The sequence below is a fragment of the Bifidobacterium simiiventris genome (genome assembly GCF_019331715.1).
GTDB classification, from domain to species: Bacteria; Actinomycetota; Actinomycetes; order Actinomycetales; family Bifidobacteriaceae; genus Bifidobacterium; species Bifidobacterium simiiventris.
Genome location: NZ_JAHBBG010000010.1, coordinates 25,015 through 37,810, shown reverse-complemented (window position 1 = coordinate 37,810; position 12,796 = coordinate 25,015). Strand labels below are relative to the sequence as shown.

General features: G+C 61.7%; 12 protein-coding genes and 6 tRNA genes. 2 read left to right on the top strand and 16 right to left on the bottom strand.

All coding sequences use genetic code 11. From position 1 onward, the window contains the following. Position 1 precedes the first annotated feature (1 nt). The 13 genes from KIH76_RS09020 to KIH76_RS08960 all read right to left on the bottom strand — a co-directional run bounded on the left by KIH76_RS09020 (position 2) and on the right by KIH76_RS08960 (position 7,341). Complete coding sequence (locus KIH76_RS09020) at positions 2-583, bottom strand: adenine phosphoribosyltransferase (protein ID WP_214374703.1); 582 nt, start codon at positions 581-583, stop codon at positions 2-4. 77 nt (positions 584-660) lie between these two features. After that, on the bottom strand, positions 661-1,074 hold the full coding sequence (yajC, locus tag KIH76_RS09015) for a preprotein translocase subunit YajC (protein ID WP_214374731.1): 414 nt from the start codon (positions 1,072-1,074) through the stop codon (positions 661-663). Positions 1,075-1,179: 105 nt separating this feature from the next. Then, complete coding sequence (gene ruvB, locus KIH76_RS09010) at positions 1,180-2,235, bottom strand: Holliday junction branch migration DNA helicase RuvB (protein WP_214374702.1); 1,056 nt, start codon at positions 2,233-2,235, stop codon at positions 1,180-1,182. An 8-nt stretch (positions 2,236-2,243) separates the two neighbouring features. Beyond that, entirely contained in the window at positions 2,244-2,867 is a 624-nt protein-coding gene (ruvA, locus tag KIH76_RS09005) for a Holliday junction branch migration protein RuvA (RefSeq protein ID WP_219070393.1), read from the bottom strand. Between the two features lie 148 nt (positions 2,868-3,015). After that, complete coding sequence (gene ruvC / locus KIH76_RS09000; RefSeq protein ID WP_219070391.1) at positions 3,016-3,597, bottom strand: crossover junction endodeoxyribonuclease RuvC; 582 nt, start codon at positions 3,595-3,597, stop codon at positions 3,016-3,018. A 6-nt stretch (positions 3,598-3,603) separates the two neighbouring features. Next, entirely contained in the window at positions 3,604-4,359 is a 756-nt protein-coding gene (locus tag KIH76_RS08995; RefSeq protein ID WP_152357514.1) for a YebC/PmpR family DNA-binding transcriptional regulator, read from the bottom strand. Positions 4,360-4,518: 159 nt separating this feature from the next. Continuing rightward, positions 4,519-6,564: a threonine--tRNA ligase gene (gene thrS, locus KIH76_RS08990; protein WP_214374699.1), complete on the bottom strand. Its 2,046-nt coding sequence runs from the start codon at positions 6,562-6,564 to the stop codon at positions 4,519-4,521. A gap of 181 nt (positions 6,565-6,745) precedes the next feature. Next, positions 6,746-6,818 (bottom strand) — tRNA-Gly (locus tag KIH76_RS08985). A 31-nt stretch (positions 6,819-6,849) separates the two neighbouring features. Then, positions 6,850-6,922: transfer RNA gene (locus tag KIH76_RS08980), tRNA-Ala, on the bottom strand. Between the two features lie 21 nt (positions 6,923-6,943). Continuing rightward, positions 6,944-7,016 (bottom strand) — tRNA-Val (locus KIH76_RS08975). 38 nt (positions 7,017-7,054) lie between these two features. Continuing rightward, positions 7,055-7,126: transfer RNA gene (locus KIH76_RS08970), tRNA-Val, on the bottom strand. Between the two features lie 42 nt (positions 7,127-7,168). After that, a tRNA-Cys gene (locus KIH76_RS08965) sits at positions 7,169-7,239 on the bottom strand. A gap of 29 nt (positions 7,240-7,268) precedes the next feature. Further along, positions 7,269-7,341, bottom strand: a tRNA-Gly gene (locus KIH76_RS08960). A gap of 171 nt (positions 7,342-7,512) precedes the next feature. Here KIH76_RS08960 and KIH76_RS08955 point away from each other — a divergent pair. Continuing rightward, positions 7,513-8,346, top strand: a complete 834-nt coding sequence (locus tag KIH76_RS08955; protein ID WP_219070389.1) for a PAC2 family protein — start codon at positions 7,513-7,515, stop codon at positions 8,344-8,346. Between the two features lie 15 nt (positions 8,347-8,361). Here KIH76_RS08955 and uppP read toward each other — a convergent pair whose 3' ends face one another. Beyond that, entirely contained in the window at positions 8,362-9,243 is an 882-nt protein-coding gene (gene uppP / locus KIH76_RS08950) for an undecaprenyl-diphosphatase UppP (protein WP_214374697.1), read from the bottom strand. A gap of 140 nt (positions 9,244-9,383) precedes the next feature. Here uppP and KIH76_RS08945 point away from each other — a divergent pair, with 140 nt between their 5' ends. Beyond that, on the top strand, positions 9,384-10,172 hold the full coding sequence (locus KIH76_RS08945) for a fructosamine kinase family protein (protein ID WP_214374696.1): 789 nt from the start codon (positions 9,384-9,386) through the stop codon (positions 10,170-10,172). Between the two features lie 146 nt (positions 10,173-10,318). Here the strand turns inward: KIH76_RS08945 and dnaJ are convergent, their stop codons facing one another. After that, complete coding sequence (dnaJ, locus tag KIH76_RS08940; RefSeq protein ID WP_214374695.1) at positions 10,319-11,476, bottom strand: molecular chaperone DnaJ; 1,158 nt, start codon at positions 11,474-11,476, stop codon at positions 10,319-10,321. A gap of 52 nt (positions 11,477-11,528) precedes the next feature. Continuing rightward, a complete protein-coding gene (gene hrcA, locus KIH76_RS08935; protein WP_219070387.1) occupies positions 11,529-12,707 on the bottom strand; it encodes a heat-inducible transcriptional repressor HrcA in 1,179 nt (392 codons plus the stop codon). Between the last annotated feature and the right edge of the window lie 89 nt (positions 12,708-12,796).

The following is a 12,796-nucleotide window of genomic DNA, read 5'->3' as shown; positions in this document are numbered from 1 at the left end:
CTCAGGCCGGCATGGTCACCAGCACGCTGCTGGGAACATCGCCGAGCTTGTCCAATCCGTCCAGACCGTCGAGCTTCATGACGAAGCTGAATCCGGCGACTTCTCCGCCCGCCTGACGGATCAGATCGGCAGCCGCCTTGGCCGTGCCTCCGGTCGCGATGAGATCGTCAACAACCAGTACACGGGTGCCAGGGTGCACCAGTTCCGTTTCGATTTCGACCGCTGCGGTGCCGTATTCGAGATCGTACGATTCGCTGATCGTTTCGGGAGGCAACTTGCCTGCCTTGCGAATGGCCAGGAATCCTTTGCCGAGATGTGCGGCCAATGCCGGACCGAACAGGAAGCCTCGCGCCTCCAGACCGGCGATGATGTCAAAGGAATCCACCGGCACGGGCAACGAGCGCTCCAAACCTTCGAGCATCAGTTTCAGCGCCTTGGCATCGGCAAGAACGGGCATGAAATCACGGAAGATGATGCCGTCTTTCGGGAACCCCGGGATGGAACGGATATGGGACACCACATATCGGGCGTTGTCTTCGCCGATGGCTGCCAGTTGGGCGATGGAGATATCGGATTGCGCCATGATCTGCACCTTTCCTGCTGAGAACGTAATCTGGTCTGGTATAAGAAAATGCCGATGGTCATCGGCATTTTCCTTGCTTACTTGGCCGACGTTTCCTTGTCGTCGGACACAACGGATTCGGCGGTCTGCGATTCGTCGACGGACTGCTCCACGGGAACCTGAGCTTCGTCGGACTGATCGGCGTCGTCGTTCTGCGGCAACGGATTGCCGTTCTCGTCGACCTCGTCGTCGCTCACGTACGCAGGACGAACATATTCACGGCTGATGGCATTGAATCCGAACCGTAGCTTCGATCCTTCGGAGTCGATGACGATCTCCTCATACTGGGTGTCGACCGAAACGACCTTGCCGATCACGCCTCCGATGGTGATGACTTCGGTGCCCGGCTGCAGGCTGGCACGGAAATCCTGCTTCTCCTGCTGCTGTTTCTTGGCTTTTTTGGACTGCCACCACATGAAGGCGATCATGAAGACAAGGAAGACGATCATCATGAGATTCATGGAATCTGCGGGCAAGGCGATACTCCTAACGGGTTGATGGCTGGCATTACGTTCGCGTATATGGCGTTGCCATATATAACGCCCAAAGTCGAAAGTCTAGAATAGCTTGCTGACATCATCCTTGGGCACCAATCCGAGATGGCTCCACGCTTTTTCGGTGGCTACGCGCCCCTTGGGTGTACGGATCAGGAACCCCTCACGGACCAGATACGGCTCGCAGACGGTTTCCACGGTCTCCGATTCCTCGCCCACCATCGCGGACAGGGTGTTCAGACCGACCGGTCCGCCGTTGAACTGCCGAACCACGGCGTTGAGCACCGCGATGTCGAGACGGTCTAGCCCTTCGGCATCGATCTGGTACAGTTCCAGCGCCTTCTTGACGTCATCAGGCCTGACCACATCCAGATCATGGACGATGGCCCAATCTCGGACACGACGCAACAGACGGTTCGCGATACGCGGCGTTCCCCGGGAACGGACTGCCATTTCATGGGCGGATTGATCTTCGAGCCTGACGCCAAGCACGTTCGACGAACGTTCGATGAGCTTTTCCAGCTCCTCATGGGGGTAGAAGTCCAGATGCGCGGTGAATCCGAATCGCGCGCGCAACGGCGACGGCAGCATGCCTTCGCGCGTAGTCGCGCCGATCACGGTAAATCGTGGCAGTGTTAAGGGGATGGATGTGGCGCCTGGTCCTTTGCCGACCATCACGTCGACTCGGAAGTCCTCCATCGCGATATACAGCAGCTCCTCAGCGGCCCGCGGCAACCGATGGATCTCGTCGATGAACAGTACCTCCCCCGAGTCCAATGAACTCAGGATCGACGCGAGGTCGCCGGCATGCTGGATGGCCGGCCCGGAGGTGACGCGGATCGGTACGCCGAGCTCGTTGGCCACGATCATCGCCAACGTGGTTTTGCCGAGTCCCGGAGGACCGGCCAACAGGATATGGTCGGGCGGCACGTCGCGTTTGCGGGCGGCGTCGAGAAACAGTTGAAGCTGCGCCTTGAGCAGCGGCTGGCCGATGAATCCCTCAAGGGCGTGGGGTCGCAGTTCCTCGTCGCTGACCGGTTCGTTGCCGATCGGCGCGGCCGACACCATGCGCAACGATTCCTCGTTCGCGCCGGTATTGGTCTGAGCATCGTATTCCATGGCTGCAATCACCGTCCTCTGTCAAGGGTTGCCAGGGCGAGCTTGAGCACGCGCGGTACATCGGCACTACTGATTGGAGTCGCGATGTCATTGTCCCGACATGCCACTTCAACGGCGTTCTGAGCATCCTGCTGCCTCCAACCGAGAGACATCAGTCCTTCTACGACCTGTACGAGGTTGTGATCCTCCGGCCGTTGCCGCGAGGCCAAGTTCGTTCCGGCCTCTATCGCATCAAGATCAATGGAACCCTTCAACTCGAGGATGATCTTCTGCGCACCCTTTTTGCCGAGTCCCGGAGCCTTCGCCAATGCCGCCGCATCGCCGTCCGCCACGGCCTGCGCGAGACGGTCCACCGGCAACGTGGACAGTAGCGACAATGCCACCTTCGGGCCGATGCCACTGACCTTCTGCAGCTGCAGGAACATCCGTTTGGCCGATGGCGTAGCGAATCCAAACAACGTGATCGCGTCCTGTGATACGTTCATCGACGTGTACACGCGCACGTCTTTGCCGATGTGCAGCGCCGACAGATCAGCGGATGGCATACGGGTTTCATAGCCGACTCCCCCGACCTCGATCAATGCGTAGTCCACGCCGACCTCGATCACGCGTCCGTTGAGCATTCCTATCATGGCAAACCTCTCAGCGCTTTCCTATAGTCGAACATCTGTTCTATGACTGTATGTGATGTGCTCGACCGCCCGACACGTCTCGAGACGAATACGTCTTCGGATACGTGCAATAGCCGGCGACACGCCGCGCCAAATGACGGCGGCGCGATTACATACCGCGATCGGCACCGCGCCGCCGCTTGGAACGCTGCGCTGCCAGCGCCCACTGACGCTGCGCGGCAGTGAGATGCTGCTCGCGCTCCCCTCCCTGCAACGCCCCGGCCGGGCGCAGGGCATGGCAAATCGCAATGGCCAGCGCATCGGCGGCGTCGGCAGGGGTCGGAGGTTCGTTCAGTCCGAGAATACGGGCGACCATGCGTTCCATCTGCGGTTTTTCGGCCTTGCCGTTGCCTGTGATCGCGAGTTTCGATTCGGTCGGCGTGTGCAGTGCGACCGGAATGCCGCGCTGGGCCGCGGCAAGCATGGCCATGCCGGCCGCCTGGGCGGTACCAAGCACGGTGTTGCGGTTCTCCTGGGCGAACACTCGTTCGATGGACACCGTATCGGGAGCGAATCGCTCGATCTTGTCGACCAGTCCGTTGTAGATGGCCAACAGGCGCAGATCCTGCGACGTGTCGGGGGACGAACGTACGACATCGACGTGAATAAACGAAAGCCGGCGGTGTGCGCCGGCTTCGATCACGCCGACCCCGCAGCGAGTGAGCCCGGGGTCAACGCCAAGAATGATCACCGAGGATTACTCCTCGTCGAGCTGGGCCATGACCTCGTCGGAGGCGGTCCAGTTGGAATAGATGTTCTGCACATCGTCCAGGTCATCGAGATTGTCGATGAGCTTGGAGACCTTGCGGGCATCCTCGAGGCCCAGTTCGACCTCGTTCTTCGGGCGCATCACCATATCGGCGGAATCGTAGTCGAAACCGGCGTCCTGCAGGCTCTTGCGCACGGTGTGCAGATCGGAGGGATCAGTGATCACGGTGAACACGTCGCCGTCATCGATCACGTCCTCGGCACCCGCGTCGCCGGCCTTCTCAAACAGGTCGTCGAAATCCACACCCTCGGACGGCACTTCGATCTGGCCCTTGCGCTCGAAGTTGAAGGACACAGAGCCGGAGGTGGCCAGCGAGCCGTTGCCCTTGGTCAGGGTGGAACGCACTTCGGCGGCTGCACGGTTGCGGTTGTCAGTCAGGCACTCGATGATGAGGCCGACGCCGGCGGGAGCGTAGCCCTCGTAGACGATGTCCTCGTAGTTGGCGCCACCGGCTTCCTCACCGGAACCGCGCTTGACGGCGCGCTTGATGTTGTCGGCCGGCATCGAGGCCTTCTTGGCCTTGTAGATGGCATCGTACAGGGACGGGTTGCCGTCCGGGTCGCCACCGCCCATGCGAGCCGCGATTTCGATGTTCTTGATGAGCTTGGCGAACAGCTTGCCGCGCTTGGCGTCGATGGCGGCCTTCTTGTGCTTGGTGGTCGCCCACTTGGAATGACCTGACATAATGCTCCTAGCAGATCTACGGATAAAACTGGCAAACGGAATAAGTTTAGAGCGCTTTGCAGACAACTGCCAGCGGCATCATCGCAAAGCACCGGACATGGGTGTCCCGTGGGACGAACACATGCACGCCCCACGGAACACCCATGCAATGGCCGAGAATCAGTCCTCGGCCGGAGCCGCCACGGCGGCCTTGAAGTCGTCCACGGAGTTGACCTGGACGCGCTTCTTGATCACATCGAGGATCTGCTCGCGGGCCTGATCGACCGGCACGCCGTTGAGCTGGCTGCCATCGCGGAAGCGGAAGCTGACCGCGTTGTTCTTCGCGTCCTCTTCGCCGACGATGAGAATGAACGGCGTCTTGGACTTGGACGCGTTGCGGATCTTCTTGCCGAAGCGGTCGTCGGAGTAGTCGATCTCGCAGCGGACCATCTCATCCTCGAGGGACTTGACGAAGCCGGCGAGGTGCGGCGCGAACTCGTCGGCGACCGGGATGCCAAGTACCTGCACCGGGGCGAGCCACACCGGGAACGCGCCCGCGTAGTGCTCGAGCAGCACGGCGAAGAAGCGCTCGATGGAACCGAACAGCGCGCGGTGGATCATGACCGGGCGCTGGTGCGTACCATCGGCCGCGATGTACTCGAGCTGGAAGCGCTCGGGCAGGTTGAAGTCGAGCTGGATGGTCGACACCTGCCAGGTGCGGCCGATCGCGTCGCGGGCCTGCACGGAGATCTTCGGGCCGTAGAATGCGGCGCCGCCCGGATCGGCCACGAGGTTCAGACCGGAGTCCTTGGCGACCTCGGCGAGCGTGTTGGTCGCCTCCTCCCAGATCTCGTCGGAACCGACGTACTTGTGCTCGTCCTTAGTGGACAGTTCGAGGTAGAAGTCGTCCAGACCGAAGTCGCGCAGCACCTTGAGCACGAAGGTGAGCAGGTTGGTCAGTTCGCCCTTCATCTGCTCGCGCGTGCAGTAGATGTGGGAGTCGTCCTGGGTCAAGCCGCGCACGCGGGTCAGGCCGTGGACTTCGCCGGACTTCTCGTAGCGGTACACGGTGCCGAACTCGAACAGGCGCAGCGGCAGCTCCTTGTAGGAGCGCTGGCGGGACTTGAAGATGAGGTTGTGCATCGGGCAGTTCATCGGCTTCAGGTAGTAGTCGAAGCCCTGCTTGGTGATGTTGCCGTCGGCGTCGCGCTCCTCGTCCAGGCGCATGGCCGGGTACATGGAGTCCTTGTACCAGTGCAGGTGGCCGGAGGTCTCGTACAGGCCGCCCTTGGTGATGTGCGGGGTCTGCACGAAGCTGTAGTGGTACTTGCGGTGCATTTCGCGGGAGTAATCCTCCATCGCGTTGATGACCGCGGCACCCTTCGGATGGAACACCGCCAGGCCAGGTCCGATCTCTTCCGGGAAGGAGAACAGGTCCATTTCGGCGCCGAGCTTGCGGTGGTCGCGCTTGGCGGCCTCCTCGAGGCGGGTCTGGTAGGCCTTGAGATCTTCCTTGGTGGCCCATGCGGTGCCGTAGATACGCTGCATGGTCGGGTTCTTCTCGTTGCCGCGCCAGTAAGCGGCGGCGGAACGCTCGATCTTGAACGCCTTGATGAAGTGCGTGTTCGGCAAGTGCGGTCCGCGGCACAGGTCCTTCCACACAACGTTGCCGTCACGGTCGACGTTGTCGTAGAAGCTGAGCTCCTTGCCGGAGATCTCGGTGGCGGTGGACGGATCGAGATGCGCTTCCTTGTCTTCGATCAGCTCGATCTTGAACGGCTGGTCGGCTTCCTCCTTGAGCGCCTCCTCCTCGGTGACGACGCGGCGGCGGAAGGACTGGGCGGACTTGATGATCCGCTGCATGTGCTTCTCGATATTCTTGAGGTCGTCCGGCGTAAACGGCTGGTCGACCTGGAAATCGTAGTAGAAGCCGTCCTTGATGATCGGGCCGACGCCAAGCTTGGCGTTCGGGAACAGTTCCTGCACAGCCTGTGCCATGACGTGGGTGGCGGAGTGACGCATGATGCCGAGACCGTCCTCGCTGTCGAGCGCGACGGATTCGACCGTGTCGCCGTCGGAAAGCGGCGTGTACAGGTCACGCAGCTCGCCGTTGAGACGCACGGCGATGATGTTCTTGTCGTCCGCGAACAGTTCGGTGCCGGTGGTGGTAGCTTCCACCTCCTTCGCTTCGCCGTTGACTGTGATGGAGATGGAGCTTTGCGCCATGATGTGTCCTTTGCTATCGGGGCCCGCGTTACCAATGGGCAGGCCTGGACTGGTAATCAACATGGGACACGATAGGATTGAGTGCAGACATTGCTGTGAACGCTCCCAGGCGTGACGGGCCGACGATTGCGAGCATGCCGTTGCCGAAATGAAAAAGACTCCCGAAGGAGCCTCTGACCGGAGCGGACAACGGGACTCGAACCCGCGGTCTCAACCTTGGCAAGGTTGCGCTTTACCAACTAAGCTATGTCCGCAAAGGATTCCGCCGTGAGAAGCGGATTCCAGTGGAGCTAAGGGGATTCGAACCCCTGACCCTCTCCATGCCATGGAGATGCGCTACCAGCTGCGCCATAGCCCCGAAAACGCGTTACCGCGCTCGTGGGTGATGTAGGAATCGAACCTACGACCCCTTCCGTGTGAAGGAAGTGCGCTAGCCGCTGCGCCAATCACCCATATTCGATTATGAAGGTCGAATCATCGCCGACGTTCGTGGGCGATACAAGATTCGAACTTGTGACCCCTTCCGTGTCAGGGAAGTGCGCTACCTCTGCGCCAACCGCCCGGGCCTGCAATACAACCGACCGAATACATTCGGCCGACTGAGAGGTGGGTACGAGAGTCGAACTCGTCTATACGGCTTTGCAGGCCGCTGCCTAACCGCTTGGCTAACCCACCGCAAAGGTCGTCAACTCATCGGACCTTAGAGCGGACAACGGGACTCGGACCCGCGGTCTCAACCTTGGCAAGGTTGCGCTTTACCAACTAAGCTATGTCCGCGATACTTGGCAACTCATCGTTGCCTGAGCACGAGTGACTACTATACCGACATCATCCCGGTCTGCCAAATCCGGCGTGTCGCAGCAGTGAGGACAGTTCCCGCAACAGCTGCCGGTACGCCGCTGGCATAAGGGTTCGCACCGCTTTTCCGCTGCGGTTACATTAGAAGCCATGAAGAGACAAGCAGCGGAAACGGGTTCCGTGATGATCGCCGCGTTCGAGGGATGGAACGATGCCTGCCAGGCAGCCTCCGATGCGGTTCGCCATCTGGTGAAGCGCTACGACGGAGAGGAGATCCGCCACATCCGCTGCGACGGCTATTACGACTATCAGTCGACCCGCCCGATCGTGTGTCATGCGACCGGACGCAAACGCATTATCTGGCCGCAGACCACGTTCTACGACATCCGCATCTCCCCCGCATTCCAGCTATACGCGATGCTGGCCCCCGAACCGAACTACCGCTGGCAGGAGCACTGCCGGCAGACGCTGCGAATCGCCGACGAACTGGACGTGACCCGAATCATCACGCTGGGGTCGATGTTCGCGGACTGCCCGCACACGAGAACCTTGCCGGTCGACATCGAGTACGGATCCGATTGCACGGAGTGCGATCCCGACCAACGTTACAGCGGCCCGGTCGGCATCCCCACTATTCTCGACGACGCCGCATCCCAAGACGGTTTCGATACGACATCGATGTGGGTGTCCATTCCGCAGTATCTGAACAGTGATGGATGCGCCCAGGCCACGATGCAGCTGCTGCACGAGCTGTCCGGACTGCTCGGCGAATCGATCGATCTCGCCGATCTTCCCGGCAAGGCACAGGACTGGAAGGCCCGGGCCGAGGCCGTGGTGCGTCGCAACGACGCGCTGTCCGACTACGTGCGTCGGCTCGAACACGACTACGACAGCAACGAAAAAGCCCGCCAGGAGACAACTCTTGACGGGCCCGTATGCGAGCAGTTGATCCGGGAGGCGGAGAACTTCCTCAGGGATCTGTGATTCCCTTCACGCGGCTCATGCCGCCGCGGAAATCGCCTCCAGCGGCACCAGCGCGCCGGTCAGCAGCAGGATCGCGACGACGACAGCGAGGATGATGCGGTAGATAGCAAACGCCTTGTACGAGAAGGTCGACACGAACTTCAGGAAGCCGATGATCACGATGTAGCCGACGAAGAAGCTGATGATCGTCGCGACGATCGTCGGGCCCCAACCCGGGAACATGGCGTCGGTCTTATAGTCCTTAACGGCCTTGACGGCTTCCAGCAGGCCGGAGCCGACCACGGCCGGGATGGCCATGAGGAAGCTCAGTCGCACCGCGGCCTCACGGGTGTAGCCGAGCGCACGGCCCACGGTGATGGTGCCGCCGGAACGGGACACGCCAGGGATGAGGGCCATCGACTGACCGAGACCGAACAGGAATGCGTCGCGGTTGGTCATGTCGTCCATCGTCTTGATCTGGCGGGCCCTGGCGTCAACGACCCACAACAGCACACCGAAGACAAACAGCACGGTCACGGTGATCCACAGGTTGCGCAGCGTCGTCTCGATGACGTTCTGCAACGTGAAGCCGAGGATCACGATCGGGATGGAGCCGACGATGACGTTCCAGCCGAGCGTGGCCCACTTGTCGCCGCGGCCCATGCGCGACTTCCAGTCCTTGCCGTTCTTGCCGAACAGGCATGCGAACCAGTGCGATAGGATGTTGATGATGTCGCGACGGAAGTACAGGATGACCGCCAGTTCGGTGCCGATCTGGATGATGGCGGTGAACGCGGCGCCCGGATCTGCTCCCAGCATCAGATCGCCGATGATGCGGATGTGCGCGCTCGACGAGACCGGAAGGTACTCGGTCAGCGCCTGCACCAATCCCAGGATGATTGCCTGAAAGAAATTCATGATCCCTCTTAGTTCATGTCTTTGGTTTCATTTGCCTCGCTCTAGGTTACTCACAGCCCCCTAAGAATGCGCCAAGACCGGTATTGTCTCGCCAAATGCCCACAATCAGGGGTGAATTGCAAGGCCGATGGGAGGATGCAATGGGCAAGTATCGCAAGTCGCGCATGTGGGCGCCGGACGGGTTCTTCGAATGCGAGGGGCGCGGGCTGCAATGGCTCGCCGAGGCGCACGCCGCGGGAGGCCCCCGTGTGGTGGACGTGTACGACTGGGGCAAGGATTATCTCGACATCGAACGGGTGAACGCCTGCTCCCCCACCGCGAAGGCCGCCTATGATTTCGGCGCGGCGCTGGCCCGCATGCATGATTTCGGCGCCGACCATTTCGGTTCGGCACCATCCGGGTACGATGGCACCTGTTATTTCGGTCCGCTGCAGGATCCAGTGCCGATGGCGACCGGCTCTTGGGATGATCCGGCGACCTACTACGCTGAGGGACGGCTGCTGCCGATGGTCGAGTTGGGCATCGCCCGCGGCGAGCTGACGAAGGCCGATCTTGACCTGACACAGCGTGTGATCGACGCGCTGCCCGATCTGTTGGGACGGGCGGCGGCGGACAAGCCGGCGCGCGTGCATGGCGATCTGTGGAGCGGTAACGTGATGTGGGCTGCGGATTCCGGTTCGTGCGAGGCCGTGCTGATCGATCCAGCGGCCCACGGCGGACATCGCGAGGAGGATCTGGCGATGCTGCACCTGTTCGGCATGAGCTACCTGAGCGAGATTATGGACGGCTACCAGTCGGTGCATCCGCTCAAGGCCGGCTGGCAGGAGCGCACGACGCTGTGGCAGCTGTATCCGATCGCCGGCCACTGCGTGTTCTTCGGCGGCGGCTACGTCAGCGAATACCGTTCGATGTGCCGCTCGCTGCTGTAGAAAACCGGAGAACCAACGACCGCACTTAGCGGGTTGCGCCTGTTCCCGAACAGCAGGCACGGCGCGACCCGCTACACCGAAGATACGAAACGGCCGCTTCGCCTTGCGCAAAAAACAAGTCGAAGCGGCCGTTTGCCGATTCCCGCTCAGCTCAGCGCATCCTTCAATTTGCTGAAGAAACCCTTGCGAGCGCCGGCGGTCGCCGGCTTGGAGCTTTGCGCGACGTGTGAGGCGTCGCCGTCGTGCAGGTCGGCGAACTCCTCGATCAGTTTGCGTTCGCGCTCGTTCAGCTTGGTGGGCACGCGCACCGCGATATGTGCGATAAGATCGCCGCGCTCCCCCTGCTGGCGCATACGCGCAACGCCTAGTCCCTTGAGTGTGACCGTATCCTCCTGTTGGCATCCTTCGGGCACGCTGATGGTTTTCGGGCCGTCGAACGTCTCGATCTCGAGATCATGGCCCAGAATTGCCCAGCTCATCGGTACCTGGATCCAGCAGTGCAGGTCGTCGCCTTCGCGTGTGAACTGCTTGTCGGCGCGAATGCGTACGTCGATGTACAGGTCTCCGGCAACGCCGCCGCCTTCGCCCACTTCGCCCTGGCTGGCGAGACGCAGACGCGCATTGTCGCTGATGCCGGCGGGAATCGTCACGCCGACGTCTCGCGTGGTGCGCACGCGGCCGTGTCCAAGGCACGACGGGCACGGGTTCTCGATGATCGTGCCGTGTCCCTCGCACCGTTCGCACGGCGACGAGGTCATCATCTGGCCGAGCATCGTGCGCACGACCTTCTGTACGGAGCCCTGGCCGTGGCATTGCGGGCAGGTGACTGGCTGGGAGCCGTTCTGGGCACCGGAGCCGCCGCACTGCTGGCACAGTCCGAACGTGTTGATCTTCACATGCGCGACGCCGCCGAACACGGCGGTCTTGAGGTCGATGGTGGTGGAGGCCAGCGCGTCGCGACCGGGCTGAGTGCGCGGGGTCGGACCCTGCCCGCCGCCGAACGCGCCGCCGAAGAACTGCCCGAAGATGTCGCCGACGTCGCCCATGCCGGAGAAGCCCCCCGGGAATCCGCCGGGGCCTGCACCGGAGGTCGGATCGTTCGGGTCGACGCCGGAGTCGTACATGCGACGCTTGTCCGGGTCGCTCAGCACCTCGTAGGCGCTGTTGACCTCCTTGAACTTGTCCTCGAATTCGGGACCGGCGATGTCGGGATGATATTTGCGGCTCATCTTGCGATAGGCCTTCTTGATCTCGTCCTCGCTGGCCGTGCGCTCGATGCCGAGCACCTCGTAGTAGTCTGCCAATGTCCGTCCTTTTATCGGTGTTTGTCGCGAGTTATTGTGCCATAAGGCTGGGTCAGGACGATTCCCGGCCGCCGCTTGCGAGCGAAACGGTCAGATAGCGCGCCACCGTGCGTACCGCGGCGATGGTGGCGGCATAGTCCATATGCGTGGGTCCGATGGATCCCACGAACGCGATGGGCTCGTCCGTGCCGGTTTGTCCGGGTTCCTCCTCGTTGTTTCCGTCACCGTCGCGTTCCTTTTGCCGGCCCTTCGCGTCGTCTGGGACGGGAGCGTCATCCATGATCCGGCCGGCTCGGGGCTGGGACTTGTCGGATGCGTCCGAGGAACGTCCGTACCCGCTGGTCACCACCGAGACGTGCATCAGCCCGGGCGTATGGGTTTCGGAGCCGATGGCGACGCCGACACCGGTCTTGGTGGATTCCTCGCTGAGCGTGCTCATCAGTCGCATGAGCACCACCTGTTCCTCGAGAGCGTCGAACAGCGGCGCCAGATCCGCCGTCGCCGCCTGGTTCGCCAGATGAGAGGTTCCGGCCATGTACAGTTCGTTCGCCCGTTCGTCGTCCGCCATGCCTTCGAAGGCGCATGCAAGCGATTCCGATAGCATCGCGGTGTCGTGCGATGCGCCGGCCGAGACCAAGGCCCTTACGCGTTCCGCGGCTTTGGCGAACGACATCGCGGCACACTGCCTGTTGACCGCCTCGCAAAACCCCGACAGCTCATCGGGCTGCGGCATCCGCCGGACCGGCAGCGTATGCTGGGCGACACGCCCGGTATCGGTGATGACGACCGCAAGCAGCACGTTGAGCGAGACCGGCACGATCTCGACGTGTCGCAATGTGGCCTTGGACAAGGATGGGGACGCCACGACGGCCACCTGACCGGTGATCTGCGACAGCAGACGTGCGGCCCGCTGCAGCGTGTCCTGTAGATTGACCGATCCGGACAGGAACGTGGCGATGCCGTTACGCTGCGCCTTGGACAGCGGCATGACCGTGGCCAGCCGATCCACAAAGTACCGGTACCCCTTTTCTGTGGGAATGCGTCCGGCCGACGTATGAGGCTGGATGAGGTATCCCTCGTCCTCCAGCGCGGCCATATCATTGCGGATCGTGGCCGAACTGACTCCCAGATCATGCGTCTTCGTCAGGGACGACGATCCGATGGGCTCCTGGGAGCGGATGTAGTCCTCCACGACGGCGCGCAGCACCAGCATGCGACGCGACTGCGTCATACGCGCCTCCTTATATATATGCGGCATATGGATGCCGCCTGCTATATGACTCTGTGCATATTGTATTAGCACTCCGGCACGCCGAGTGC

What these genes read in the sequence shown, in the direction of transcription:
- KIH76_RS08995 (WP_152357514.1), bottom strand. Translation starts at nt 4,359, where the DNA reads ATGTCAGGTCATTCCAAGTGGGCGACCACCAAGCACAAGAAGGCCGCC.
- KIH76_RS08945 (WP_214374696.1), top strand. Translation starts at nt 9,384, where the DNA reads ATGGGCAAGTATCGCAAGTCGCGCATGTGGGCGCCGGACGGGTTCTTC.
- ruvB (WP_214374702.1), bottom strand. Translation starts at nt 2,235, where the DNA reads ATGGAATACGATGCTCAGACCAATACCGGCGCGAACGAGGAATCGTTG.
- KIH76_RS08955 (WP_219070389.1), top strand. Translation starts at nt 7,513, where the DNA reads ATGAAGAGACAAGCAGCGGAAACGGGTTCCGTGATGATCGCCGCGTTC.
- thrS (WP_214374699.1), bottom strand. Translation starts at nt 6,564, where the DNA reads ATGGCGCAAAGCTCCATCTCCATCACAGTCAACGGCGAAGCGAAGGAG.
- yajC (WP_214374731.1), bottom strand. Translation starts at nt 1,074, where the DNA reads ATGATGATCGTCTTCCTTGTCTTCATGATCGCCTTCATGTGGTGGCAG.
- uppP (WP_214374697.1), bottom strand. Translation starts at nt 9,243, where the DNA reads ATGAATTTCTTTCAGGCAATCATCCTGGGATTGGTGCAGGCGCTGACC.
- hrcA (WP_219070387.1), bottom strand. Translation starts at nt 12,707, where the DNA reads ATGACGCAGTCGCGTCGCATGCTGGTGCTGCGCGCCGTCGTGGAGGAC.
- KIH76_RS09020 (WP_214374703.1), bottom strand. Translation starts at nt 583, where the DNA reads ATGGCGCAATCCGATATCTCCATCGCCCAACTGGCAGCCATCGGCGAA.
- ruvA (WP_219070393.1), bottom strand. Translation starts at nt 2,867, where the DNA reads ATGATAGGAATGCTCAACGGACGCGTGATCGAGGTCGGCGTGGACTAC.